The organism is Pseudomonas sp. Pseusp88 (assembly GCF_047303955.1).
Classification (GTDB): domain Bacteria; phylum Pseudomonadota; class Gammaproteobacteria; order Pseudomonadales; family Pseudomonadaceae; genus Aquipseudomonas.
This window is the reverse complement of the sequence record NZ_JBGLYM010000014.1, coordinates 1-25,702: the sequence shown is the minus strand read 5'-3', so window position 1 is coordinate 25,702 and position 25,702 is coordinate 1. Positions and strand designations below refer to the sequence as shown.

27 protein-coding genes are annotated in these 25,702 nt (G+C 59.0%); 8 read left to right on the top strand and 19 right to left on the bottom strand.

The genetic code is table 11. The features are described 5' to 3' along the window. The first annotated feature begins 45 nt into the window (after positions 1-45). Complete coding sequence (ycaC, locus tag ACCD02_RS18000) at positions 46-669, top strand: isochorismate family cysteine hydrolase YcaC (protein ID WP_413304513.1); 624 nt, start codon at positions 46-48, stop codon at positions 667-669. 157 nt (positions 670-826) lie between these two features. Here the strand turns inward: ycaC and ACCD02_RS17995 are convergent, their stop codons facing one another. Continuing rightward, on the bottom strand, positions 827-2,044 hold the full coding sequence (locus ACCD02_RS17995; protein WP_413304510.1) for a YbfB/YjiJ family MFS transporter: 1,218 nt from the start codon (positions 2,042-2,044) through the stop codon (positions 827-829). A gap of 122 nt (positions 2,045-2,166) precedes the next feature. Here ACCD02_RS17995 and ACCD02_RS17990 point away from each other — a divergent pair, with 122 nt between their 5' ends. Beyond that, on the top strand, positions 2,167-3,039 hold the full coding sequence (locus tag ACCD02_RS17990) for a LysR family transcriptional regulator (RefSeq protein ID WP_413304507.1): 873 nt from the start codon (positions 2,167-2,169) through the stop codon (positions 3,037-3,039). Positions 3,040-3,080: 41 nt separating this feature from the next. On the opposite strand, the gene ACCD02_RS17985 is transcribed toward ACCD02_RS17990, so the two are convergent. The 4 genes from ACCD02_RS17985 to ACCD02_RS17970 form a co-directional block, all read right to left on the bottom strand. After that, positions 3,081-3,341, bottom strand: a complete 261-nt coding sequence (locus ACCD02_RS17985) for a DUF2790 domain-containing protein (RefSeq protein ID WP_413304504.1) — start codon at positions 3,339-3,341, stop codon at positions 3,081-3,083. 49 nt (positions 3,342-3,390) lie between these two features. Beyond that, entirely contained in the window at positions 3,391-5,715 is a 2,325-nt protein-coding gene (locus tag ACCD02_RS17980) for an FdhF/YdeP family oxidoreductase (protein ID WP_413304501.1), read from the bottom strand. Positions 5,716-6,088: 373 nt separating this feature from the next. Further along, the gene (locus ACCD02_RS17975; RefSeq protein ID WP_413304498.1) at positions 6,089-6,826 is read right to left on the bottom strand and encodes an ABC transporter substrate-binding protein; all 738 of its coding nucleotides are present in this window, start codon (positions 6,824-6,826) and stop codon (positions 6,089-6,091) included. Positions 6,827-6,910: 84 nt separating this feature from the next. Then, a complete protein-coding gene (locus tag ACCD02_RS17970; RefSeq protein ID WP_413304495.1) occupies positions 6,911-8,092 on the bottom strand; it encodes an aspartate aminotransferase family protein in 1,182 nt (393 codons plus the stop codon). A gap of 99 nt (positions 8,093-8,191) precedes the next feature. On the opposite strand from ACCD02_RS17970, the gene ACCD02_RS17965 reads away from it, so the two are divergent. Further along, on the top strand, positions 8,192-9,094 hold the full coding sequence (locus ACCD02_RS17965; protein WP_413304493.1) for a LysR family transcriptional regulator: 903 nt from the start codon (positions 8,192-8,194) through the stop codon (positions 9,092-9,094). Between the two features lie 288 nt (positions 9,095-9,382). On the opposite strand, the gene ACCD02_RS17960 is transcribed toward ACCD02_RS17965, so the two are convergent. From ACCD02_RS17960 to gstA, 4 genes are all read right to left on the bottom strand, one after another. Then, on the bottom strand, positions 9,383-9,655 hold the full coding sequence (locus ACCD02_RS17960; RefSeq protein WP_413304490.1) for a DUF2790 domain-containing protein: 273 nt from the start codon (positions 9,653-9,655) through the stop codon (positions 9,383-9,385). Between the two features lie 305 nt (positions 9,656-9,960). After that, complete coding sequence (locus tag ACCD02_RS17955; protein ID WP_413304488.1) at positions 9,961-10,896, bottom strand: chemotaxis protein CheV; 936 nt, start codon at positions 10,894-10,896, stop codon at positions 9,961-9,963. 274 nt (positions 10,897-11,170) lie between these two features. Continuing rightward, complete coding sequence (locus ACCD02_RS17950; protein ID WP_413304486.1) at positions 11,171-12,115, bottom strand: class I SAM-dependent methyltransferase; 945 nt, start codon at positions 12,113-12,115, stop codon at positions 11,171-11,173. A 43-nt stretch (positions 12,116-12,158) separates the two neighbouring features. Then, entirely contained in the window at positions 12,159-12,767 is a 609-nt protein-coding gene (gene gstA, locus ACCD02_RS17945; RefSeq protein WP_413304483.1) for a glutathione transferase GstA, read from the bottom strand. A gap of 152 nt (positions 12,768-12,919) precedes the next feature. Here gstA and ACCD02_RS17940 point away from each other — a divergent pair, with 152 nt between their 5' ends. Then, positions 12,920-13,204, top strand: coding sequence for a winged helix-turn-helix transcriptional regulator (locus ACCD02_RS17940; protein WP_413304482.1), 285 nt, complete (start codon positions 12,920-12,922; stop codon positions 13,202-13,204). 86 nt (positions 13,205-13,290) lie between these two features. On the opposite strand, the gene pstS is transcribed toward ACCD02_RS17940, so the two are convergent. Further along, complete coding sequence (gene pstS / locus ACCD02_RS17935; RefSeq protein ID WP_413304479.1) at positions 13,291-14,325, bottom strand: phosphate ABC transporter substrate-binding protein PstS; 1,035 nt, start codon at positions 14,323-14,325, stop codon at positions 13,291-13,293. A 217-nt stretch (positions 14,326-14,542) separates the two neighbouring features. After that, the gene (gene ppk2 / locus ACCD02_RS17930; RefSeq protein WP_413304477.1) at positions 14,543-15,460 is read right to left on the bottom strand and encodes a polyphosphate kinase 2; all 918 of its coding nucleotides are present in this window, start codon (positions 15,458-15,460) and stop codon (positions 14,543-14,545) included. Between the two features lie 223 nt (positions 15,461-15,683). Here ppk2 and ACCD02_RS17925 point away from each other — a divergent pair, with 223 nt between their 5' ends. Beyond that, positions 15,684-16,643 carry a Ppx/GppA family phosphatase gene (locus tag ACCD02_RS17925; RefSeq protein WP_413304474.1) on the top strand — a complete coding sequence of 320 codons (960 nt, stop codon included), beginning with the start codon at positions 15,684-15,686 and terminating at the stop codon, positions 16,641-16,643. On the opposite strand, the gene ACCD02_RS17920 is transcribed toward ACCD02_RS17925, so the two are convergent. From ACCD02_RS17920 to ACCD02_RS17900, 5 genes are all read right to left on the bottom strand, one after another. Then, positions 16,640-17,344 carry a YoaK family protein gene (locus tag ACCD02_RS17920; protein ID WP_413304471.1) on the bottom strand — a complete coding sequence of 235 codons (705 nt, stop codon included), beginning with the start codon at positions 17,342-17,344 and terminating at the stop codon, positions 16,640-16,642. The two genes, ACCD02_RS17925 and ACCD02_RS17920, sit on opposite strands and share 4 nt — an antisense overlap. Before the next feature lie 9 nt (positions 17,345-17,353). After that, positions 17,354-17,593 (bottom strand): hypothetical protein, encoded by a 240-nt coding sequence (locus tag ACCD02_RS17915; protein ID WP_413304468.1) that lies wholly within the window; start codon positions 17,591-17,593, stop codon positions 17,354-17,356. An 89-nt stretch (positions 17,594-17,682) separates the two neighbouring features. Next, the gene (locus ACCD02_RS17910; protein ID WP_413304466.1) at positions 17,683-18,021 is read right to left on the bottom strand and encodes an FKBP-type peptidyl-prolyl cis-trans isomerase; all 339 of its coding nucleotides are present in this window, start codon (positions 18,019-18,021) and stop codon (positions 17,683-17,685) included. Between the two features lie 74 nt (positions 18,022-18,095). Continuing rightward, on the bottom strand, positions 18,096-19,112 hold the full coding sequence (locus tag ACCD02_RS17905; RefSeq protein ID WP_413304464.1) for a zinc-dependent alcohol dehydrogenase family protein: 1,017 nt from the start codon (positions 19,110-19,112) through the stop codon (positions 18,096-18,098). 157 nt (positions 19,113-19,269) lie between these two features. Beyond that, complete coding sequence (locus ACCD02_RS17900) at positions 19,270-20,178, bottom strand: LysR family transcriptional regulator (protein WP_413304461.1); 909 nt, start codon at positions 20,176-20,178, stop codon at positions 19,270-19,272. 125 nt (positions 20,179-20,303) lie between these two features. Here ACCD02_RS17900 and ACCD02_RS17895 point away from each other — a divergent pair, with 125 nt between their 5' ends. Then, positions 20,304-20,924, top strand: a complete 621-nt coding sequence (locus ACCD02_RS17895; RefSeq protein WP_413304458.1) for a glutathione S-transferase family protein — start codon at positions 20,304-20,306, stop codon at positions 20,922-20,924. Positions 20,925-20,954: 30 nt separating this feature from the next. Next, positions 20,955-21,920: a pyridoxamine 5'-phosphate oxidase family protein gene (locus ACCD02_RS17890; RefSeq protein WP_413304456.1), complete on the top strand. Its 966-nt coding sequence runs from the start codon at positions 20,955-20,957 to the stop codon at positions 21,918-21,920. A 77-nt stretch (positions 21,921-21,997) separates the two neighbouring features. Here ACCD02_RS17890 and ACCD02_RS17885 read toward each other — a convergent pair whose 3' ends face one another. The 3 genes from ACCD02_RS17885 to ACCD02_RS17875 form a co-directional block, all read right to left on the bottom strand. Continuing rightward, the gene (locus ACCD02_RS17885; protein WP_413304454.1) at positions 21,998-22,273 is read right to left on the bottom strand and encodes a hypothetical protein; all 276 of its coding nucleotides are present in this window, start codon (positions 22,271-22,273) and stop codon (positions 21,998-22,000) included. A 426-nt stretch (positions 22,274-22,699) separates the two neighbouring features. Then, positions 22,700-23,329 (bottom strand): response regulator, encoded by a 630-nt coding sequence (locus ACCD02_RS17880; protein ID WP_413304451.1) that lies wholly within the window; start codon positions 23,327-23,329, stop codon positions 22,700-22,702. After that, positions 23,326-24,675 carry a cache domain-containing protein gene (locus ACCD02_RS17875; RefSeq protein WP_413304791.1) on the bottom strand — a complete coding sequence of 450 codons (1,350 nt, stop codon included), beginning with the start codon at positions 24,673-24,675 and terminating at the stop codon, positions 23,326-23,328. The genes ACCD02_RS17880 and ACCD02_RS17875 overlap by 4 nt, the downstream gene beginning before the upstream one ends. Before the next feature lie 209 nt (positions 24,676-24,884). Between ACCD02_RS17875 and ACCD02_RS17870 the strand changes: the two genes are divergently transcribed. Further along, positions 24,885-25,702 (top strand): carbon starvation CstA family protein (locus ACCD02_RS17870; protein WP_413304449.1); only part of this gene is annotated, 818 nt, incomplete at its 3' end.

Below are 25,702 nucleotides of genomic sequence, written 5' to 3'. Positions count from 1 at the left end.
GCGTGCGAAGGCGCCTTTTGCAAGACCCATCGAAAGGAGAAAACCATGAGCCTCACCCCTTGGAAGCGTATCAACAAAGATGACGCCGTCGTTCTGTTGGTCGATCACCAGACCGGCCTGATCTCCCTGGTGCAGGACTTCTCGCCCAACGAGTTCAAGAACAACGTGCTGGCCCTGGCTGACCTGGCCAAGTTCTTCAAGCTGCCAACCATTCTGACCACCAGCTTCGAAACCGGCCCGAACGGCCCGCTGGTCCCAGAACTCAAGGAGCTGTTCCCGGACGCCCCGTACATCCCGCGTCCAGGCCAGATCAATGCCTGGGACAACGAAGACTTCGTCAAGGCGGTCAAGGCCACAGGTCGCAAGCAACTGATCATCGCCGGCGTTGTGACTGACGTCTGCGTGGCATTCCCGACCCTGTCGGCCCTGGCTGAAGGCTTCGAAGTGTTTGTCGTGACCGACGCTTCCGGCACCTTCAACGAAACCGTCCAGCGCGCATCCTGGGCTCGCATGAGCGCTGCCGGTGCGCAACTGGTCAACTGGTTCGCCGTAGCCTGCGAGCTGCAGGTTGACTGGCGCAACGACATGGAAGGCCTGGCCAACCTGCTGTCGCCGCGCATTCCTAACTATCGCAACCTGATGAACAGCTACTCGGCGTTCAACAAGTAATACAGTTGATAAGTGATGTGCCCCAGTAATTGGGGCGCATTGTGGGAGCGGATTCATTCGCGAAGGCGTCATTCCTGGCGGTGATCATGCACCGGATGTACCGGCCTCTTCGCGAATGAATTCGCTCCCACAGATCCATATCTATCGGATGTTTGCCTCAAGCGGTCTGTACCTGGCGACTCCGCAACGGCATCAGCAGATCCGCCACCAGGGCGATGACAATCGCCACACTCGCCATCACGAACAACAGCACATGCTGGCCTCCCGTAGCGTTGAAGATCGCCGAGCAGGCATACCCGGCCAACGCCTGAAAGGTTGCAAATGACACGGTGGCACGGCTCCAGGCCAACTGCTGCTGGTGATGATGCGGCACCAGTTCATGCACCCGGGCCAGGGCCAATGGCACGATGCCGGGCGGGAACGAACCTATGATCACGGCCAGCAGCGCCAATACGGCGTAAGACGAACTCACACAGAGCAGGCCCACGGCTATCGCTTGAACCAGCAGCACCAGGCGAATCGACGGGCGCGCTCCGTAACGGTCGGCAAGCCAGCCGTACACCACCGGGCCGAGGATCGAGCCGACACCGTACATGATCCAGATCAGCGCGCCGACATGGGCCGTGGCGCCCAGGCCACGGGTGATGTAGTCGACCAGGAAGACCATGGCCGGAACCAGGCCCACCGCCATCAACGCATACTGACCGAACAACAGATACATGGCGGCACCCAGAGGCTGTGCCTTTTCGGCCTTTTCCGGCATCGGCGCGGCAACGGCGGCGGCCGCTTCACGGGACGGCCAGCCGAACCAGCTCAGGGCCGTCAACAGCAAAGCAACGAAGCCAAGACCGATCCAGGCATCGTGCAGACCCAAGGACAACAGCAGCGGTACGATGGTCCCGGAGCCGGCAATACCGACGCCGACGCCGAGGAAAATCGCGCCACTGGCCAGGCCTTTGCGCGCTGCCGGTACATGAGGAATCACGGTCGCCGCCACCAGAACCATGATCGCGCCACCGGCAATGCCGGACACCAGGCGCCAGCCGAAGAACCAACTGATTGACAGTGGGAAAGCGCAGGCAAAAAACGACGCCGTGACCAGCAGCATCATCAGGCGCAGGGTGTGGCTGTTGGACAGCCGCGCGGCAATGGGGCGGCCGGTGAGGGCGCCGATCAGATAGCCGATCAGGTTGGCGGCGCCGAGATAAATCACGTCGGCGGCGGAAAACCAATGGGCCTGGATCAGCGAGGGAATCAACGGCGTATAGGCGAAACGCGCCAGGCCGATACTGACCAGACTGGCACAGAGCCCTGCGAATATATGCAGCCACATCGCATTGCGCGAGGCGGCGAGAGGAGCGGTTTTCGGGTTCATGGTTCGATGTCCAAAGAGTTGTCGTTGAAACGACGGATTGGCATCAGGTTAACCATGATCGATGATGCAAGCTCGCTGTTAATTTACGCATCAGGGATGCAGAAATGCATCGCAGGGGATTTATGAACTGGGACGACACCCGTATCTTTCTGGCGGTCTGCCGCCAGGCTACATTGCGCGGCGCCGGGCGCGTGCTGGGAGTGGATCAGGCTACCGTGGGACGGCGGATCAACACCCTGGAAAAGGCTTTGGGCACGACACTGTTCCTGCGTACCTCGGAAGGCTATGTTTTGACCGCACCAGGGGAAGCAGCTTACGCCTCGGCCCAGTTGATGGAAGAGGCAGCGCTGGAGTTGCAGCGGCAGATCCAGGGCCTGGACAACCGCCTCAGTGGCGAGGTGAGGATCACTACCACCGACTCCCTGGCCGTGGATTTCGTGATTCCGGCCATTGCCAGTGTCCACCGGGAACATCCGGATGTACGGGTGCGTCTGGATGCCTCGTCGCAGATCCTCAGTCTGTCGAGGCGCGAGGCTGATATCGCCATCCGCAATCAGAAACCGGAAAACCCTGATCTGGTCGCGCGCTGTATCGCTAAATGGCCGTTGGCGTTGTATGCGGCGCCGGGTTATGTCGAGCAATACGGGGAGCCCGTTGCGGGAGAGGCCTTTGCCGGGCATGACCTGGTGATCTATCAGCCCTATCTGGACAGTGGCAAACCGGTGACTCTGGCGGGCGAGCCGATTAACCGTGGCCGGATCGCTGCGACCGTCAGTTCTGGCTTGATGATGCGCCGGGCCATTGCCTCGGGCGTTGGCGTGGGCGAGCTGCCGGTGCGTCTGGGGGAACTGGATGGATTGATGCGATTGTGGCCCGAACGCAGTCGCGGCACGACCTACGATGTCTGGCTGGTGACCCATCAGGACCTGCGTCATACCGCGCGGGTGCGGGTGGTCATCGACAAGATCGTCGAAGCCTTTGGCGCGGTGATTTGATTGGGGCGTGCCCAATGCGCGGGCACGCCAACCAAGGGGCATCAGCTGTTGCAGCCGTTGCCGTCATCTACCACTTCGTAGCGAATGGCGTGCTCTGCGCCGCTTGAGTCGACATACACCATGCGCTGGGTGCCGACTTCGCAGTCGTTGTGGCTGCGGCTGACGGACACCACCTTGGCGATATCCAGTTGGGTGCCGTAATGGTAGGGCTGGGTCTCGAGCGCTGCGTTGTTGGCAGGTTCTGCAGCCATGGCATGACCGGCGGCGAAGATCAGGGCGGTAGCGATCAGAAGCTTTTTCATGGTGACACCTCGTTTATGACAGGAAGTACAACGGTTATCGCCGGGCCGCTCAGGCACCGGCTGTGGCGATCAGGGGGCTGGCAGCACTGGCCTGTAGCTTGATAGCGATGAACTTGGAGGTCGGGGTAAAGGTTTGCTCTCCATAACTGTCCAGCGGCACCAGCGGATTGGTTTCCGGGTAGTAGGCTGCGGCCTGGCCGGTGGGTATGTCGTAGGCGACCAGGGTAAAGGCCGTGACTTTGCGTTCACGGCCGTCGCCCCACAGGGAAATCAGGTCGACCTTCTGCCCAGGCTCGAAGCCCAGGCGGCGAATATCCTGTTCATTGATGAACAACACTTCGCGCATGCCGTAGACACCGCGATAACGATCGTCCAGGCCATAGAGCGTGGTGTTGTACTGATCGTGTGAGCGCAGGGTTTGCAGGATCAGGTCCGGCGCGTCGGGCATCTCGCGTACGCCCTGGCTGAGCAGGTGTTCGAGCAACGGATTGGCGCTGAAACGGGCTTTGCCCGAGGCAGTGTTCCAGATGCGTTCAGCCGCGCTGTTACCCAGGTAGAAGCCGCCGGGACTCAACAGTTTGCGATTGAAATCGGCGAAACCGGGAATGGTCTCGGCGATCAGGTTGCGAATCCGCGAATAGTCCTGAACCATCCAGTTCCAGTCGATGGGGCTGGCGCCCAGAGTGGCGTTGGCAATGGCGGCGATGATCGCGGGCTCGGAGCGCTGCAGTGGCGATTTGGGCTTCAGTTGGCCGAAAGAGATATGCACCATGCTGAACGTGTCTTCAACGGTGACGCCTTGCGGACCCTCGGCCTGCATGTCGATTTCGGTACGGCCCAGGCAGGGCAGAATCAGTGCGTCGCGGCCGGTGACCAGGTGGCTGCGGTTGAGCTTGGTTGCGATGTGTACGGTCAGATCGCAGTTGCGCAGGGCAGCATGGGTGCGCGGAGTATCCGGAGTCGCCTGGGCAAAATTGCCACCCAGCCCGATAAAGACTTTGGACTGACCGCTCTCCATCGCTGCAATGGCCGTCACAGTATTGTGGCCGTGATTGCGTGGGACCTTGAAGGCAAAGCGTTTTTCCAGCGCGTCAAGGAAGGCGGTCGACGGCTTTTCGTCGATGCCCATGGTGCGGTCGCCCTGTACGTTGCTGTGACCGCGCACTGGCGACAGCCCGGCGCCGGGGCGGCCGACATTGCCGCGCAACAGTTGCAGGTTGACCACTTCCTGGATGGTCACCACCGAGTGGCGATGCTGGGTCAGGCCCATCGCCCAGCAGATGATCACTCGCTCGGCCTTGGCGTAAAGGCGTGCGGCCCGCTCGATGTCTGTCTGGCTCAAGCCGGACTGCTCGACGATATGCTCCCAGCCGGTGGCATCGACTGTGGCCAGATATTCTTCGATGCCGCTGCAGTGCTCGTTGATGAACTCACGGTCGAATACGGCTTCACCACCGGTTGCCAGTGCTTCACGCTCCCATTGCAGCAGGACCTTGGCCATGCCGCGGATTGCGGCCATATCGCCCCCCAATGCCGGACGAAAATAGGCCGTGTTGGTTGGCTCCGACCCGTTGCTGAGCATCTCAAGTGGATGTTGCGGATGCTGGAAACGCTCCAGACCGCGCTCTTTGAGTGGGTTAAAGACCACAACCTGCGCGCCGCGCTTGACCGCTTCACGCAGCGGCTCAAGCATGCGCGGGTGATTGGTGCCGGGGTTCTGCCCGATCACGAAAATCGCGTCAGCTTTTTCCAGGTCATCGAACACCACGGTGCCTTTGCCGACCCCAAGGGTCTGACCCATGCCGATACCGCTGGCCTCATGGCACATGTTCGAGCAATCGGGAAAGTTATTGGTGCCGAATGACCGAACAAACAGCTGATAGAGATAAGCCGCTTCGTTGCTGGCCCGACCCGAGGTGTAGAACTCGGCCTGATCCGGATAAGACAGGCCGCGCAAGTGCCGTGCGATGAGGGCGACGGCATCGTCCCAGGAGACAGGTACATAGTGGTCGCTGTCGGCATCGTAGCGCATGGGGTGGGTCAGGCGGCCCTGGTATTCGAGCCAGTAATCGCTCTGTTCGGCCAGGGTCGAGACACTGTGTCTGGCGAAGAAATCCGGGTCGACCTGGCGGCTGGTGGCTTCCCAGTTGACGGCCTTGGCACCGTTCTCGCAGAACTTGACCATGCCATTTTCCGGCGACTCGCCCCAGGCGCAACCGGGGCAGTCAAAGCCGCCGTTCTGGTTGGTCTTGAGCATGGCACGGATATTTTTCAGGGCGTTTTCGCTGCCCAGCCAGTTTCGGGTCACACTGATCAACGCACCCCAACCGGCGGCAGGGCCTTTATAGGGTTGCAGGCGTGCGGTCTCACTCATGACGCGACTCCATACTCATATATGCCAATGAATGACACTCGGCAGACGAGCTGTTTTCATTGATCAGAAAGTTGACAGGGCAACAGTGCGATGCAGATGAACTGCGATGAGGGACAGGCTAGGGCGATGCGTGGAGGGTGTCTAATCGTTATTGATGAATGGATTATCGATGAATTCTATTACTTGATTATTTTTGTTTTAAATCAGTGAGTTGAATATTTAAAGTTGGAATTCATGAAGTTAATTTAAGGTGGCTTCATGTGGATGAAGAATTATCTAGGTTCTTCATCCAGCGCGAGCCTTGTTTAACAACTATATTTAGGTGTTAGAAAGATATAGGTATGTATGTGGGGCGACCTTCTCCCGCTCACCATCAGTCTCCAGGCACCTGCACATCCCGTTGACCACTGAACTCCAGGGCCCTGGCAACAAAACCATTGCGAAGCTGTTCTTCGATAAAGCTGTCGACGTAAGCCGCCGCCAGCTCGCGCTCCCGGGGCACGGCCATGGCTTGCTGGATTTCGGTGAAACTGTCCGGCAGGACCCTGACCTGGGGATGGGCCTTGGCGATCTGTTCCAGTGGCTGACGTACGCCGGCCGCGGCATCGAGGGCGCGCTCGAGGAACAGGTCCACGGCGGCGGCGGAGGTCGGGCCGCGAATCAGATCGGCGTGGGCCAGGGTGCGCGACAGATAGAGGTCATAAGCGGCGCCGTGACCGACCGCGATGCGGCGCCCCGGCTGATCGAGGTCGCGGGTTTGCTGGTCGGGGCTTTCACGGCGGACCAGGTAGGTGCCCTCGATGGTCACGTAGGGTCTGGAGAACGCCAATTGCTCGGCGCGCTCGGGCTCGATGGCTAGGAAGGCCAGGTCCCATTGGTCCTGGCTGAGCGCGGCGAAAACTTTGCCCGCTGCGTCGAAGGTGATCAGGCGCAGAGGCAGGCCCAACTGCTTGGCCAGGGCCCGGGCGAGCTCCACCGATACCCCGACGGGGTCGCCGCCGACCGGACCGGGCTGGGCCAGCACCGGATTGCCGAGGTTGATCGCTACCCGCAAAGTCCCGCTGGGGGCCAGTTCATACAGCATCCGGGAAGTGGCTGGCACTTGACTCATGGTGACCCCTCGTAGAAATCCTGAGGGGCAGGTTAGCGCAACCTGTAACCGTCATGAAGCAGTGCCGCACACTTTGCCTGTTTCTCAAGCGGCCCAGGCTGTTTCCAGGGTCTGGCAGACGCCGCTGATGATGCTGTCGACGTCCTGCTCATCGATGATCAGCGGCGGTAGCAGGCGAATGGTCGTGCTGCGGGTGATGTTGATCAGCAAGCCATGTTCACGGGCGGCGATCAGTGCCAGGTCGCGGCAGGGCCTGGTCAGTTCGATGCCGATCATCAGGCCCTGACCGCGAATCGCCACGATGCCCGGATGCTCGCTCAATGCCGCCTTCAGGCCGTTCAGCAGCCGCTCGCCCTGGCAGCGGGCATTGTCCACCAGGCCTTGCCGTTCGATGACGTCCAGTACGGTACAGGCTACCCGGCAGGCGAAGGGGTTGCCCCCGAACGTGCTGCCATGGCTGCCGGGGGTGAATAATTGCGCGGCCTTGCCCCTGGCCAGGCAGGCACCGATGGGAATGCCGTTGCCCAGGCCCTTGGCCAGGGTCATCACGTCCGGAACGATGCCTTCATGCTGAAAGGCAAACCACTGGCCGGTCCGGCCGAGTCCGGTCTGGATTTCATCGAGCATCAGCAGCCAGTTGCGCCGACTGCAACGCTCGCGCAGGCCCTTGAGATAACCGGCTGGGGCGGTCTGCACGCCACTTTCGCCCTGGATCGGTTCCAGCAGCACGGCGACGATACGCGAGCCCCAGGTTGCACAGGCCTGATCCAGAGCGGCCAGGTCACCGAACGGGACTTTCAGAAAGTCCCCCGGCAGTGAGTTGAAACCGACTCGCACCGCCGGGCCGTCGCTGGCCGACAGGGTACCGAGGGTGCGGCCATGGAAGGCGTTGCCCATGACCACGATCAGTGGTTTCTCGATGCCTTTGTGCCAGGCAAACAGTCGCGCCAGTTTCAGCGCCGTTTCATTGGCCTCGGCCCCCGAGTTGTTGAAGAACGCCCGCTCCATGCCGGACAGTTCGCTGAGCTTTTGCGCAAGCCGTTGCTGCCAGTCAATGCTGTACAGATTGGAGGTGTGCAACAGTAGGCCGGCCTGATCGCGGATTGCTGCAACCACGTCGGGATGGCTGTGGCCGACATTGGTTACCGCTACACCGGCCACGGCGTCCAGGTACTCACGGCCGTCCCGGTCCCACAGACGGCTGCCCAGACCGCGCTCGAAGCATAGCGGCAGAGGTTGGTAAGTGGTCATCAGGCAGGCGGTCATGGGGTCAAGCTCCTTGAGGGTGTGAGCTTGCAGTATCGTTAGCCAGTCATGATGGATAAACACTGGTATTGTTCAAACATTTTAAATCCAGGATTGATAATGGATCTGTTCCAGGCGATGGCGGTTTACATACAAGTGGTGGAGGGCGGCAGCATGACCGCAGCGGCCCAGCACTGCGGGATGTCCACGACCATGGTGGGCAATCATCTGCGGGCGCTGGAACAGCGGCTGGGCGTGAGCCTGTTGAATCGCACCACCCGCCGGCAAAGCCTGACTGAATTCGGCACTGCCTATTACCAACGCTGTCAGGAAGTGCTTGGGCTGGTGGCCGACTCCGAGCGTCTGGCCGAACAACAGCAGGGCGAACCCCAGGGAACGCTACGCATTACCGCGCCGCTGACTTTTGGTTCCGAGCGCCTGGCCCCGGCCTTGAGCGAGTTCTCTCAGCGCTTTCCACAGGTCAAGCTCGATGTCGTATTGACCAATCAACGCCCGGATCTGATCGGCAACAGTTTCGACGTGGCGGTGCGTCTGGGTGCCGTGGACGCACCGGGGTTGATTGCTCGACCGCTGGAAGACTATGTCCTCAAGGTCTGCGCCTCTCCCGAGTATCTGCAACGCAATGGCACACCCCGACATCCGCAAGACCTGCAGGAACATAACTGCCTGGCATTTGCCTACCCGGCGGGGGATGACTGGAGTTCGGTGATCAAGCAATGGCAGTTCAGCAGTCCGGATGGCGATATCTTCGTGCCGGTCAATGGCTCTCTGGTGATCAATAGTTCGGCGGGGCTGCATCGGGCAGCCCTGGCCGGCATGGGCGTGGTGATGCTACCGGATGCTCTGGTATTACCGGATATTCGTGAGGGACGTTTGGTCGATCTGCTGCCGGGCTATCAACCGCCTAGCCGGCCGATGCACCTGGTGTATTCGCCGGATCGTTATCGGTTGCCCAAACTTAAGCACTTTGTCGATCATGCCATGAGTTTGTGGGGTAAGTAACCGAGGGTCGTGTGAGAACGAAAACGATCGGAACTGATTTTGTGGGAGATTCTGTGTTTGCTATAAAGCCAGAGCAGCCCCTTCGCGGATGAATCCGCTCCCACAGATCCGACGATATACACGCGCTACTGTGGGAGCGAATTCATTCGCGAAAGCTTTATTCCGGACGCCGCCAATGTGTTGGATGTATTGGCCCCTTCGCAGATGAATTCGCTCCCACAAGTACGGCTTTGCAGCGGATATTATTCAGGGCATAAACAACGGTAGTTTGTTCTGCCTGACGGGTGTTCAGCCGTTGGAACAGCCATTGCCCATGACCTGGTATTTGAGAATATGGCGCTGACCGTGGGAATCTTCATACGTCATTTCAACCGGGACAACGGCACAGACATTAGCCACTTCGGTGGATGAAATAACTTTATGGATATCCAGATTCATGCCGTAAGTATAGTTATCCGGGACAACATCCTGCACTGGCTGATTCGCTGTTGTGTCGTCGGCCATGGCAGAAAGACTCAGGCAGGAGACAGCGGCCGCGATCAGCAGGGCGTTAACGTTCATTACAGTTTTCCTTGGCTGTGATAATAAATCGGTCGCGCAAGTGACGAGACTGTTAGTTGTCTGTCTTGTTGGGAGGAAGTCTTTTATCGTCAAGCGTTTTCATGGCGCGAATGGTAGGGCGCGGCCATGAAGAGCGGTAGAGGCTTTTTTGATAAACACTTTTTGCAAAAGCTGCAACAATCCGGATATAAACAATTCGCTTCATGTATGAAAAAAGCGCGATATTAGACGTTGGTCGAAATGTGACGCCGGAAAATAATCGATAATCGGCCGTTTATTGGCCGATTATCCGGAGGGCTGTTCGATCAGTGATTAGGGTAGCGCAGGTTCATATGATCAATGACTCGTTGCGCCAGATCATCGGGGTGGAACTTGGCGAGGAAATCATTGGCCCCGACTTTCTTCACCATGGCCTGGTTGAATACGCCGGACAGCGAGCTGTGCAGGACTATATGCAGGCCGTGCATGCGAGAGTCGTTGCGAACTTCGGCAGTCAGGGTATAACCGTCCATTTCCGGCATTTCGATATCGGAAATCATCATCAGGAACTCTTCGGTGGGCTTCTTGCCTTCGTCCACCATGGCCTTCAGATACTCCAGAGCCTGGCGCCCGTCGTTCAGGGCGACCACTTCCACACCGATCTTCTCCAGGCAACGGCTGACCTGCTTGCGCGCCACGGAGGAGTCGTCGACCGTCAATACGCGAATGGTCTTGGCCTTTTCCTGCACCTGCTCGTCAATGACACCGGCGGAGATTTCTTCAGCCACGGGAGAAACCTTGGCCAGGACTTTCTCCACGTCGATGATTTCCACCAGTTTGTCGTTCACCTTGGTCACGGCAGTCAAATAGTTATTGGTGCCGCTGCCACGGGGTGGCGAGTGGATGTCTTCCCAATTTAGGTTGACGATATGCTCGACCGAATACACCAGAAAGCCCTGAGTCTTGCGGTTGTATTCGGTAATGATGACGTAGGCGGATGTTGGATCGGCCAGACCGGGCAGGCCGGTGGCCAGGGCCAGGTCGAGAATGGGAATGGAAACGCCGCGAATGTTGGCAACGCCGCAGATGTTTGAGTTAGAGCCCGGGATCAAGGACAGGTGCGGGCATTTAAGGACTTCCCGGACCTTGAATACGTTGATGCCATAGAGTTGGTGTTCATTGAATTTGAATAGCAAGAGTTCGAGGCGGTTCTGGCCGACCAATTGAGTGCGACTATTAACAGCATCCATTATCCCGGCCATAGGTACCTCTGACAGTGTTCAAGTGAGCAGTGCCCACTGATCATGGCATCAGATGCGGGCACTGATAAGCGGCACGGATCCCTGTGCAGGTGGTTTATTTCAACTCACCTTAGCGTGTATCGGCACGCTTTCGCTGTTGTTAAGGGCAGAGTAGGTGATTAGCTGTGAAAAAAACATTCGGCAGAAAATAAACTTGAATTTGGATCCAAATAACCTGAATCGCCCCTGCAGTTGCTGATGGCGCGAAGCTGCAGTGGCGCTGTCAAACAGCAGTTCAAAGGCTCTTTTGCCGAAAAATCAAAGCCTTCAGGCCGCCGTTACTGTCGGCATCGGCAAATTCCGGCGGATTGTCCAGGCGTTGTTCGAAATTCAGCTGCGGTGCCTCGATCGTCATCTGTTCGATAAGAAAATCCGGGCCGACGCTGGGGTCGTTCATGCAGGCGAGCACGCAGCCATCGACACTGAGCAGTTCCGGCAGGCGGCGCAGGACACGCCGGTAATCCTTGTCGAGTTCAAAGCTGCCTTTCTGAAACGACGGTGGATCGATGATCACCAGATCATAGGGGCCGGATTTCTTCACCATCCCCCAGGACTTGAACAGGTCATGGCCCATGAAGCCGACCCGGCTCATATCGTGGTCGTTCAAGCGATGGTTGTCGCGACCACGGTTCAGTGCGCCACGGGCCATATCCAGATTCAATACGTGCTCGGCGCCACCGGCGAGGGCGGCGACAGAAAAACCGCAGGTATAGGCGAATAGATTGAGGATGCGCTTGCCCTGGGCCTGGGCACGGACCCAGTCGCGGCCGTAGCGCATATCAAGGAACAGCCCGCAGTTCTGCTTTTTGCCGAAATCGACCTTGTAGCTCAGGCCACTTTCGTGGATCAGCCACTCATTGACCACTTCACCGCGCAGCCATTCGGTGGTGCTGTCCGGCAGATAGCGGTGCTGCAACAGCAGGGTATGGGCCTGACTTTGATGCCAGGTCGCGCTCACGCTCAGCTCCATCAGCAAGGTTTTCAAGGCGAGCAGTTCGTCGGCAGGCGGCTCACGAAACAGCGAGACCAGCACCACGCCTTCCATCCAGTCGACGGTAATGTGCTCAAGCCCGGCCCACAGCCGCCCACGGCCGTGGAACAGGCGGCGGGTTTCCTCGGGGACAGTGGTCAGGGCACTGAGCAGGTGCTGGTGCAGGGTCGCGAGTGCATCGGAGTTCATGAAGGCGCATCAGTCGATAAATGAGCGCGGCATTCTAAACCCATCAGGCTGCTTGTGCTTCGGCCTTGAGCGCGGCTTTTACCGCGGGGCGCGAACTTACCCGTTCAACCAATTGTGCAAGTGCGGGCCAGCGCTCCAGTTCCATGGTGAATACCGTTAGCCAGCCGAGCACGGTAAACAGATAGGCGTCGGCCAGGCTGAACCTGGCGCCGAGCAGGTAATCATGCTCCTGCAGGCGCTCATTCAGATAATCCAGGCGCTTGCTCAGCCTGTTTTCGAACAACGTCCGTATTTCGCCGACCAGCATCGGGTTGAACAATGGGTTCATGCCCGCGTGTACTTCGCTGTTGATGAAACTCAGCCATTCATTGAGGCGCACACGTTCGAAGGTGCCGCTGCTCGGGGCCAGGCCGGCCTCAGGGGCCAGATCAGCCAGGTATTGCAGGATAACCGGGCCTTCGGTGAGCACCTGGCCGTCGTCCAGTTGCAGTGCCGCGACATAACCTTTGGGATTGATCGTCAGGAAGTCATCGCCCTGGTCGGTGCGCTTGGTCTTGTTATTGACTCTGACCAGTTCAAAGGGCTGGCCAATCTCATGCAAAACAATGTGGGCCGCCAGTGAGCAGGCGTGGGGGGCGTAATAAAGCTTCATGCAAGTTCCTTGAGCACGGATCGAGAGGGCGCTCAGTATTTGCGCTTTGGTTACTTTTTTAAAGAAGGCAGATTAATGTGGTATAGGTACAAAAAATATACCGGGGTGATTTTTTGAAGAAGAATATATCCGGCTGTTCTGTGGAAGAGTCGATGCGTTTGTTGGGCGGGCGTTGGCGGATGCTACTGGTGTCTTATCTGCTTGACGGGCCCAAGCGCTTTAACGAGTTGCGCCGGGATATTCCGAATATTTCCCAACGCATGTTGACCCTGGATCTGCGCGCACTGGAGGAGGCAGGGATGATTGTGCGGACTGTTTACCCGCAAGTGCCGGTGCGGGTGGAATATTGTCTGAGCGAAGAGGGGCAGCGCCTGCGCAAGATAGTCGAGGTGCTCAAAGAGTTTGGTTTGTGGTTGAAGGACAGGCAGCCTCAATAATGTGCGCTTTATCGGGTTGTGGGACCGGCTTCAGCCGGGAATACGCTTTCCCGGCTGAAGCCGGTCCCACATTATTCGATGGGTTCTTAGGGCTTCATCTTGTTCTCTGTCCAATAGGCTTCGACCTGTTGCGTCAGTGCATCAGGCAGGGGTACGAAGTTAAGGGCGTTGGTCTGGGCCTTGCCGTCTTCCAGGGACCACTTGAAGAAGTCCAGTACCAATTTGCGGCGTTCGGGGTCCTTGGCCAGTTTCGGCATGACCACAAAGGTAGTCGCCGTAACGGGATAGGCATTCTCACCCGCCGCATTGATCATCGAAGTATTGAAGTCATGGGCGCTGTCCCAGTTGGCTGCGGCAGCAGCGGCCTGGAAACTGGCAACGGTCGGCGGCACGAAGTTGCCCGCCTTGTTTTGCAGCAGACCGAAGTTCAGATTGTTCTGTTTGATATAGGCGTATTCCAGATAACCGATGGAATCAGGCATCTGCTTGACGTAAGTGGCCACGCCTTCGCTGCCTTTGGCGCCGAAGCCGGTTGGCCACTTCACGGAAACGCCACTGCCGATACTGCCTTGCCACGCCGGGCTGACACTGGACAGGTAATTGACCCAGTTATAAGTGGTACCTGAATCATCGGAGCGATAGACGACGACTATCTTCTTGTTTGGCAACGTCACGCCGGGGTTGAGGGCAACAATCGCCGGGTCGTTCCACTGTTTGATCTTGCCCATGAAAATATCGGCCATAACTGCGCCGCTGAACTTCAGGGTGCCCGGTGCGATACCACTTAGATTCATGACCGGGACGACACCGCCGATCACCAGAGGAAATTGCCCCAGACTGTGGCTGGCCAGTTCTTCGGACTTGAGCGGCATATCACTGGCGCCGAAGTCCACGGCATCGGCCTTGATCTGGGCAATACCACCGCCGGAGCCGATTGCCTGGTAGTTGATGCGTTTGCCGGTCTTCTGGTTATAGTCTGCGGCCCACTTGGAGAGGATCGGATACACGAAAGTCGACCCGGCGCCGGTCACTTCTTCTACGGCACTGGCCGGGTTGGCAAGGGTAAGGCTCAACACCAGGCTCAGGCTTGCGGCCATCAGTGTCTTGGAAAACTCGAACATGCGACGACTCCCGGTCGGTCAATATAGGCAAAGGGGATAAACAGGGGCGGGCGGTCTAGGTTGCCCGCCTCTGGAATGGATTGCTGGAGCAAGGTTTACCCGCGAAGCGTCCGTAGACTCGACACATCGTCTTCGCCTGAAACATTGCTTTCGCGGGCAAGTGGGATCGCCGTGGCGCACACTCCTGCAACAATCACATCCAGGTCTTGTGTTTGTTCTAGTACACCGGCGGAACAATCAGCTCATTCGGTGTCGGCACGCGGGTGTAATCCTCGCGGCGCTGGCGCTGTGGCAATTCGATCACCGGGTGCTCGACCTCTTCGTAGGGCATTTGCCCGAGCAGGTGATGAATGCAGTTGAGGCGCGCTTTCTTTTTATCGTCGGCCTGCACGACCCACCATGGCGCTTCGGCGATATGGGTGCGGGTGAGCATGATTTCCTTGGCCTTGGTGTAGTCCTCCCAGCGCCGGCGCGACTCAAGGTCCATGGGGCTGAGTTTCCACTGCTTGAGCGGGTCATGGATGCGGCTGAGGAAGCGCAGATGCTGCTCCTGATCGGAGATCGAGAACCAGTATTTGATCAACTGGATGCCGGAGCGGGCCAACATGCGTTCGAACTCCGGCACGGTACGGAAGAACTCTTCGTACTGGTCGTCATTGCAGAAGCCCATGACCTTTTCCACGCCCGCGCGGTTGTACCAGCTGCGGTCGAACAGGACGATCTCGCCAGCGGCCGGAAGATGCGATACGTAGCGCTGGAAGTACCACTGGGTCTGTTCACGGTCGTTGGGCGCGGGCAGGGCGGCGACACGGCAGACCCGTGGGTTGAGCCGCTGGGTGATGCGCTTGATCACGCCACCCTTGCCGGCGGCATCACGGCCTTCGAAAAGAATCACCACTTTGTGGCCGGTCTTGACCACCCAGCTTTGCAACTTGACCAACTCACCCTGCAGACGGAACAGCTCGCTGAAATACAGGCGACGGGCTTCTTTTTCTTCGAGGCTGTCGAGATCGCCTTCAAAGAGTTTGTCGAGGCCGTGCTCGTCTTCGGCCAGTTCCAGCTCCAGTTCTTCGTCGTTGTGGTCCTGAAGCTCGCGGTGGATACGGCGCGCCAAGGTATCGTTGCCTGGATGCATGAGAGAAGCTCGCATGGTTATCGGAGGGCTCCGATTTTAGTAAGCACATGTGACGGGCTGGTGACGGAAGTTTCTTACAGATGTTAGTTATTCGATCACACATGCAAATGCGCGATGTCATCATCGTGTAACGAAACCGGTGGCAAGATCAGCCACTTCTTCACTTTTCATGGGCTTGCGCATCGCGCGTGGGTTGCTCGTGAACTCAACAGGAATTTGGGTATTGAAAAGTGACACTCCGCTGTTTGCCGCCGTGGATCTTGGTTCCAATGCCTTCCGCATGATGATTGGCCAGCCGGTCAAGCGTGACCAGCGTATGGTCATTCAGGAAGTCAAAACCCTGCGTGAGCCGGTGCGCCTGGCTGAGGGCTTTCAGGGCCGGGCGCTGGATCATCTGGCATTGGAGCGTGGCTGGCTGGCCCTTGAACGGTTTGGCAAGCGTCTGCGGCATTTCGAAGCCGGTCGTGTGCGGGCCGTTGCCACCAGCGCAGTGCGCGAGGCCGAGAACGGCGGGCTGTTCCTCAAGGGCGCCGAAGAACGTCTGGGCTTTCCCATCGATGTGATCTCCGGGCGTGAAGAGGCCAAGCTGGTCTATGCCGGCGTCGCCCATACCATGCCGGACGCCGAAGTCCCGCGTCTGGTAGTGGACATTGGTGGCGGCTCGACCGAGCTGATCGTCGGCCAGGGCGAACGCCCGTTACTGGCGCAAAGCATCGCCATCGGCAGCGGCACCTTCAGCAAGCGCTATTTTCCCGGCGGTCATATCAGCGCCCCGGCCCTGCAGGAAGCCGAGCGTGCCGCCATCGAACGCTTTGAAAAGGTTGCCCAGCGCTATCGCAAACTGGGCTGGCAGCAGGCAATTGGTTCGTCCGGCACGGCACGCATGCTGGCCAAGCTGATCAAGCTTAATGGCCTTAACAGCTTTGGCGAGACCGGCATCACCTATGCCGCTTTATTACGTCTTTCGGTGTGCCTGCTCGAGGCTGGAAACGTCCAGCAATTGCGTCTGATCGGCCTGCAAAGTCAGCGTATGAGCACCTTGCCCGGAGGTTTGGCGATCATGCTGGCGGCGTTCAAGGTATTCGCCATCCAGGATATGCAGCCGTCCGAGCCGGGTCTGCGCATGGGCGTTTTACATGGTCTGCTGGGCTTGCATAATTCGCCGTCGCGTAAACTGGCCTAACGCGGCATATAACGTTTTTGCCAGCGATGAGGAATCTTCAGCGACAGCAGGCCCAGCAGCGCTGCAACCAAGGCGCTGACCAGCAATGCCTTGAGTCCCAGTCGCTGTTCCAGCAAGGCGCCGATCACGGCGCCGAAAAACATGCCGAGCCACGGCACCAGTTGCACCCGCCAGCCATCGCGGCGCTCCCCCAGCATCCAGCGCCCCAGGCCGCGCCCGAAGCGCGACAGGGCGCCAGTGACATAGGTCAGACCCACCGGCAGGCCGTTGACCTGTTCCACTGCGGCATTGAGCATGCCCATCGCCAGAATGGCCGCGATCAGCGCGGGCAGTTGCGTATCCAGCGGCCAGGCCGCCGCCAGACACAACAACATGGCGATGCACATCAACAACGGCAGTGCGCGCCGACCGCTGCGCCGGGCGACCACGATACCCAGGGCATTGCCCATCACGAATGCCAGCAGCACCCAGAACAGCCGCAGCATCACTCCGGTTTCCCCGGCACTGATCGCCACCGCCAGGCGGGTGGTGTTGCCGCTCATGAAGGAAACGAAATCGCCGGTGGCCATGAAGCCGATGGCATCGGTCATGCCTGCCAGCACGGACAGACTCGCCGCCAGCGCCATACCGACGCGTCCGCGCCATTTCTGCATGTGCACGTGTTGTGGGCTGCTGCCGGTTCGGGTCGGGGCGGGGAGCATGGCGCGTCGTCAATCCTGCGGATTATTGAGCTTGGCGCGTACGATGCGCTTGTCCTTGATCTCATCGGCATAGGCCTTGAGCTGGTCGGCATCGCTGTAGAGGCGGTTGACCAGTTGCAGGGTCGCGGTCACATCGACATCCGGCATCTGCCCGGCGAGTCTGAGAATTTCGTTGGCGGCGCTTTCCAGATTGCTGGCCGAGCCGCGCAAGTGTCGTTTGAGTTCCTGGGTTGGCTTGTTGAGGGCCATAAAAGAGATTCCTGATCAAAGACGCAAATTACCTTGCGCGGAGCATGGCTTTTTCCCTCGTCGCGCGCAATGCCCTGACGCCCCGCTGATCAATCATCCCGCGTCAGGACTTCCAGCAGCTCGATTTCAAAAACCAGATTGGAGTTGGGCGGTATAGCCCCCATGCTGCGCTCGCCATAAGCCAGGTGCGCCGGAACTCGGAGCCTGCGCTTGCCACCGACCTGCATGCCCATCAGGCCCTGGTCCCAGCCCTTGATCACCCGGCCAGTCCCGATCACGCACTGAAAGGGTTTGCCACGATCCCATGAAGAGTCGAATACCGTGCCATCTTCCAGGCAACCGGTGTACTGGGTGGTGATCAGGGCTCCCTTGACCACGGTTTTGCCGGTGCCGGGGGTAAGGTCTTCTATCTGCAGTTGCTGGGTCATTTGCGGCTCGTACTGTGGTTAGCGATGACGGGCCGCTTTTTCTCAGGATTGTACGTGGCTGGCAACTGTTTTCATCACACCGGCTTCAAAACCACCCGTCCATACGCCGTCTGGTGTTCCAGATAGTCATGGGCCTTGGCCGCGTGTTCCAGATTGAAGCTGCGGTCGATATCCGAGGCCAGCGAGTGTTCCACCGTCAGGCGGTTGATGCCTTCCAGCGCCCGTTTCAAGGCTTCGCCGTCCTGGCCGATGTTGAATTCGGGCTTGCCGGTGAAGTTACACAGGCAATGGACGAAGAAACGGATGTTCTTCTTGAACGCTTCGATGGCCGGGAAGGGGGTGTAATTGCCGCCGCGCAGGCCATAGAGCACCAGGCTGCCGCGTGGCGCCAGGACGTCGCCGAGCAGGGACATCTGTGGACCGCCCAGGCCGTCGAAGATCGCTTCGACGCCGTGGCCATCGGTCAGTTTGGTAATGCGCATACCCAGATCCTGTTCGTCGGTGACAATCACCTGTGCGGCGCCATTGTCGAGCAGGTACTGGCGATCCTCGGGGTTTTTCGTCGCGGCGATGACACGCAGGCCCAGCGCGTTGCCCAGTTTGACGAAGGCAATGTTGGGGCTGAGTGTCGCCTCGGTGACGAGGATACTCTGGCCGGGTTGTACGCGAGCCAGGTCGACAAGGGCGAACCAGGCCAGCAGCAGCGGGTTGTAGTGCACAGCGGCCTGGGCCGGTGTCAGGTTGTCCGGATAACGGGTCAGGGTGGTACGCGGCTGGATGATCAGATCACCGTAGACCGGATAGTCGTTGGTATTCACAGCCTGGAAGCTGGCGACGCGATCACCGGGCTTCAGATCGGTGATCTGTGCGCCTACGGCCTCGACCACACCGGCCATCTCACTGCCCAGGCCAGCCGGCAGGCGTGCCTTGCAGGGCCCCAGGTCCTGACGCCAGAGCACGTCATCCCAGCTCACGCCAACGGCTTCGACACGGATCAGCACCTCGTCGGCAGCGGGTTGTCGAAGCTTTTGTTCCTCGCACTTGAGCACGTCGGCAGAGCCGAAGTGGTGGAAACGAATAGTGCGGGACATGGCATACCTCGTGGGTCAGGGGTGTTGAATCGTTGCTGACGACTCTATCTAGCCCACCCCCGAGGCACCATTAACCTGTATCGATACTTGAAATGCTCGCCATCAATGTGTGGTGCGGGAACTAACCGGTCCCACAGGTCGGTGTTTGCAGTCCGGATCAACCCAGCTGGACGCTAAGCCGCTGGCTGATCGCCTCTCTGGCCCACTTGATAAACGCCTGGCTACGCACGGAGTTACGCCGCGACGGCATATACACCAGGGATACCGGCACCGGCGGCGGCAGGAAATCGCGCAGGACCACCCGCAGCCTGTCGTCGGCAATGGCGTCGCGCACCTGATACGAGAGCACCATGCCCAACCCCAGCCCATCGATACAGGCGGCAATGGTGCCCGCAGCGCTATTGGTCTTCATGCGTACGTTATTCATCTTGATGACCACTGGTTTGTTGCGCTCCTCCAGAACGACCTGCGCGCCCAGGACCAGGGCCGAGTGCTGGATAAAGGGAACATCACTGATATCGGCGGGCTGTTCAATGGGGGGCAGGCTGGCGAGGAGTTCCGGGCTGGCGACCAGGTAGCGGCGGACCTGGCCCAGAGGGGTGACAACCAGATCAGGCGTCACAATCGGGGCAATGCGCACCGCGATGTCGATACCTTCCTCGATCAGGTCGGTGACCCGGTCCAGCAGGATCAGGGTCACCGTCACTTTCGGGTACTGCTTCATGAAGCTGCTCAGGCAAGGCATCACGTGGTACTGGCCAAATAGCACCGGCGCGCTGATCACCAGTTCGCCACTGGGCTCGCGGTCCTTGTCACGAAACACATCTTCAACGGTTTCGATTTCCCGCAGCACCGCCCGGGCCGATTCGGCGTAACGCCGACCTTCCTCGGTAATGCGCACCTGACGCGTGGTGCGTTCGAACAGGCGTACGCCCAGGTGCTGCTCGGTGGCGGCCAACACTCTCACCACGGTGGGCAGCGACGTCCCGAGTTTGTGTGCGGCGGCGGTCAGGCTGCCTTGCTCGGTAATCGCCAGGACCAGACGCATCGCTTGCAGCGTATCCATTACGGATTCCATTACTCCGAAATATGGAGTGAATATGTTCTTTTTACGGCATTTATTCAATCCTGTGATGTGACTAGGATTATCTCCATCGAAAGCCCATCCCCATCAATCAGCGAGAATCGACCATGAAACTGTTTTATTTCCCCTTGTCCGGCCATGCTCACCGTGCACAGCTGTTTGTGTCCCTGATCGGCGCAGACTGCAGTTTGATCGAGGTCGATTTGCCCAATGGCGCTCACAAGACCGAAGCGTTCCTCAAGCTCAATCCATTTGGCCAGGTGCCGGTGCTGGAAGATGACGGCCAGTGGATCAGCGATTCCACGGCGATTCTGGTGTATCTGGCAAAGAAGTTCGGCAAGACCGACTGGCTGCCCGAAGACGCCCTGCAAGCGGCACAGGTTCAACGCTGGTTGTCAGTGGCTTCGGGTGAGTTGGCGGCAGGTCCTGCGGCGGCACGCTTGATTACGGTGTTCGGCGCCAAGCTTGATCCCGAGACCACCATCAGCCGGGCCCATCGGATCCTGACGCTGATTGAAGACAACCTGAGCAGCAACGGTGCCTGGATGGTGGGCACGCAGCCGACCCTGGCTGATGTGGCGCTGTATAGCTATATCGTCGGCGCCCCCGAAGGCAACGTTGACCTGGCACCTTATCCACTGATTACACAGTGGTTGGGTCGGGTCGAAGCACTGGACGGTTTTGTGCCGTTCCCCCGCACTCAGGCCGGTTTGTACGCCCGGGCCTGACCTTGAAACAAAACATCGTCGGAGGTTCCCATGAACATGCTCGCTACCATCCCCGCTTCGCCCTGGCATGCCGGTGAACTGGCCTTGCAACGCAGTGCCGATGTGCTTGAACGCATGGACATGGTCGGGCGCAAGGTCATCCGCAATCATCTGATCGAACAGCATCAGGGCTTTTACCCGTTGTTACCGTTCATGGTGCTGGGTGCGGTGGATGGCGACGACGATGTTTGGGCCAGCCTCCTGGTCGGGGAGCCGGGTTTTGTCCAGGCTGAAGATGCCCGGCATCTGCGCCTGGATATTCAGGCCGATCCTGCAGACCCTGCGCAGACAGGATTGGGCGAAAACGCCGCCATCGGCCTGCTGGGCATCGACCTGCGGACTCGTCGGCGCAATCGCCTCAATGGCCGCTTGCAACGCGTCAACGGGCGGAGCCTGTTACTGAAGGTGGAGCAGAGCTTCGGCAATTGCCCCAAGTACATTCATCAGCGCCAGTTTGCCTATGTCCGGGATCCGGCAGTGGCGGGCACAGGTGAAGTGCAGTGCTTGAGTGAACTGGATGATGATGCGCGTGGCCTGATCGGCGATGCCTCGACCCTGTTTGTCGCCACTTACGTTGACCTGCCCGAAAGCGGTCGTCAGGTAGACGTTTCCCATCGCGGCGGCAAGCCGGGGTTTGTCCGGCTCAATGCCGATGGTTCGCTGACGGTGCCGGATTTCATGGGTAATCAGTTTTTCAACACTTTGGGCAATATGCAGCTCAACCCTAAAGCCGGGCTGTTGTTCATCGATTTCAAAACGGGGGATGTCTTGCAGATGAGCGGGGCGGCCAGGGTCGATCTCGACTCGGCGGATATTGCCAGGTTCGAGGGCGCCGAACGGCTCTGGCATTTCACGCCGCAACGGATCGTCCGTCGTCGTGATGCTTCACCGTTGCGCTGGATTGATCTGCCGGACGGGCTGTCGCCGTATGTCGAGGATACGGGGCAATGGTCATAAAATTTCTCATATAAATAAAAAGGGACGCCAATGCGTCCCTTTCTATATTGCCCGGCCTGAGCAAATTGCCTGCTGAATCAGAGATTCTGCGAGCTGACCACCATCGCTTGGGAGACGACTTCTTTCTGTTGCTCGCTCATTTCGTCCCACACGTGAACCTTGGCGTAGTAACCCAGGCCCGCGAGGATGTAGAGGCTCAGGGTAAATACGGCGAAGATTGAAACGAAAGTCCAGCGGCTGCCCTCGCTTTCTTCCCGGTTGAAGTCACGGGAGTAACCTTGACCATCCGAAGAGGTGTTGTCTTCAGGCGAGCGCTTGATCCATTGGTACAGGGAAACGACAAGGCGAATCATGGGGTAGACCTCTAAGTTTAATGTTGAAAAGCGTTAAAAATTGGTCACTTGCAGCGCGACAAAAGCTGAAAACGAAAAAAGCCCGTCGAGGACGGGCTTTTTTCTTATATAAGTGGGTCAAGTCGCCGGGTTCGAATTCGCCGATGAAAATCATCGTTTCGGTTCGATTCCACATCCGCTTGCCGATTGAGAAACATTTTAGAACAAATTATTTCTGAATACTACGGCATACATCTAGTCGTCAGACAACTGGTCGTGGGTTTGGCTGCGGCATGTTGTCGCAGTATTCGTCGGTGTGCCGGGATTGGCTGCTGTGGGACCGGCTTTAGCGGGGAAGGCTCCAATGAAAACGACACAAATGCTGTGAGTGTGCCGCCGCCTTCCCGGCTGAAGCCGGTCCCACCAGTGCACTTTCATGCCTGCACATCACGGCAACAACCCATGCTCCATCGCATACATCACCAGTCCCGCCGGCTTATCCACCTTGAGCTTGCGGCGGATGCTCAAGCGGTGGGTTTCCACGGTGCGCACGCTGATGGCAAGGTCCCGGGCAATGGTCTTGTTGTTCAGGCCCTGGGCCAGACCCACCAGTACCTGGACTTCCCTTGGGGTCAATTCGTTGTCGTCACTTTTTGGCGTGACCAGCTTGAGCGTCACGGCGGCACTGTAAAAGGTGCCACCGGTGGTGATGGCCTCAATGGCGGCGACGATTTCCCGTGACGGTGCATTTTTGAGTACATAGCCGCTGGCCCCGGCACGGATCGAAGTGGTCACGTACTCATGGTTGTCGTACATGCTCAGCACCAGAATCTTGATCTGCGGGTAACGGGCGCGCACCTGGCGGGTCAGTTCCAGGCCGTTCATGTCTTGCAGGCCGATATCCACCAGCAGGATATCCGGGCTGATCGCCCCGCACATTTCCAGCGCCTGGGCGCCACTTTCGGCTTCGCCGACCACCTCGAATGACGGACGCGTCGACAGCAGGGCGCGGACCCCATCGCGGACCAAGGCGTGATCATCAACCAACGCAATACGAATAGGGGCTTGAGTCGTCATGAGTTCGCTCGGGTAGGCAGGGTGACGATTATTTCGCTTCGCCCGGACATCGAAAAGAGGTGCAACTGGCCGTTGAAGTGCTCGACTCGCTCACGGATATTGCGCAGGCCGATCCCGCCCTGCATGCCCTTGCCATCCACTTCAAAGCCGACACCGTCATCGATGACCGCCAAACGCACCTGGGCGGCGTTGCTGCTCAGTTCTATACAGACGTTGCTGGCATGGGCATGACGCTCGATATTGGTCAGAGCCTCTTGCAGTATGCGGAACAGCGCCACCGGTGCGCCTTCGACCAGGGTCAGGTCGCCCAGATGCTGGCCGTAGTGGATATGCAGGCCGCTGCGTTGCTCGAACTCGTTGACCAGTTGGGTCACGGCGGCGGCCAGGCCCAGGGTATCGAGCAGGGAAGGGCGCAGGTCGTGGGAAATGGTGCGGATTTCACCGATGGCATCGCCCAGCCGTTCGGTGCCCTTGCGCAGGATATCCATGCCCGACTCGCGTCCGGCTTCCAGTTCCAGGCTGGCCAGTTCGAACTGGAACTTGATCGACACCAGCACCTGGCTGATGCCGTCGTGCAGTTCCCGTGACAACCGCGAGCGTTCTTCTTCCTGCAGACTCATGATCCGTCGGTTCAAACGCTGCAACTTGCTGTCGGCCAGGCGATGCTCACTGGCATTGAGGGTCAGGCCGCAGGCGAATACCAGCACCACGGCGATCAGGGCCACGGCGCCGATATCGAGCATGGTGGTGTAGATGCCCCGGGCGACCTCTTCCCGGGCCTGGCGCGTGGCGCGCTCGACGTCTTCCAGATAGATGCCGGTGCCCAGCATCCAGCCCCAGCGCTCCAGCATGACCACCCTAGCCAGCTTGTCGGTGATCTGCCCGGTGGAGGGCTTCTCCCAGGCGTAGTGCTGGAAGCCGTCACCGGACTGGGCGCTTTTCAACAAGGCCTGGATGACCAGCAGGCCCTGGGGATCGGTCATGCTCCACAGGTCTTTGCCGACCAGGGCGCCCTGGCGCGGGTGCATCAGGTTGCGGCCATTATGGTCGTAGACGAAGAAATAGCCGTTGATGCCGAAGCTCAGCTTGGACAACTCCTGCAATACCTGCTGCTTGGTCTGCTCGTCATCCTTGCCGCTTTCATACAGCGGGGCCAGGGCGCTCATGGCCAGTTCTACGTAGTTCTGCAGTTCCGCGCGCTTGCTGGCCAGAATGCTGTCTTCTATCAATTGCGCCTGTTGTTCGCCCAGGCGCTGGTTCTGCACGATCACCAGGGCACAGATCACCCCGACGGCGAGGATCAGCGGCAGGATGCCGAGGGCGACGATCTTGTACTTCAGTTGCATGACGACGGGCACCGGACGTGTGTTGTTTTTGTAGGTGCACATGGTATGCCCTAAGGCTGTTCATGTAGACCCACGTAGTACTACGTAGAAGAGACGGTAGTAATACCCATATTTATCCGGGCGAACAGCGGGGATAGTGGGCACGCTCCGTTTGCGAGCCCAACAAAAACAATTACGCCACAGGCCCCTGGCCCTGGCAGGAGACTCAAATGACCCGACTGACCAGACATCTGGCTTGGTTCGCTGTCGCCGCTTTGGGGGCATGCGCGCTTGGCGTCGTAGCGCTTCGTCGCGGTGAACCCATCAATGCCCTTTGGATAGTAGTGGCCGCCGTCGCCATCTATCTGGTTGCCTACCGCTACTACAGCTTGTTCATCGCCAACCACGTCATGCAACTGGACCCGACCCGGGCCACGCCGGCGGTGGTCAACAACGACGGTCTGGACTATGTGCCGACCAACAAACACATTCTCTTCGGTCACCACTTTGCCGCCATTGCCGGTGCAGGCCCGCTGGTCGGTCCGGTGCTGGCTGCGCAGATGGGTTATCTGCCCGGTACCCTCTGGCTGATTGCTGGCGTGGTCCTGGCCGGGGCCGTGCAGGACTTCATGATCCTGTTCCTCTCCACTCGCCGCAACGGCCGCTCCCTGGGCGACATGGTTCGCGAGGAGATGGGCCGCATTCCCGGCACCATCGCCTTGTTCGGCTGCTTCCTGATCATGATCATCATCCTTGCGGTGCTGGCGCTGATCGTGGTCAAGGCCCTGGCCGAGAGCCCTTGGGGCATGTTCACGGTACTGGCGACCATTCCGGTGGCGATGTTCATGGGCATTTACATGCGCTACATCCGCCCGGGCCGCATCGGCGAGATTTCGGTGATTGGCGTGGTCCTGCTGCTGGCCTCGATCTGGATGGGTGGGCAGATTGCCGCCAACCCGGCGTGGGCGCCAATGTTCACCTTCACCGGCGTGCAGATCACCTGGATGCTGGTGGGCTACGGTTTCGTCGCTGCCATGCTGCCGGTCTG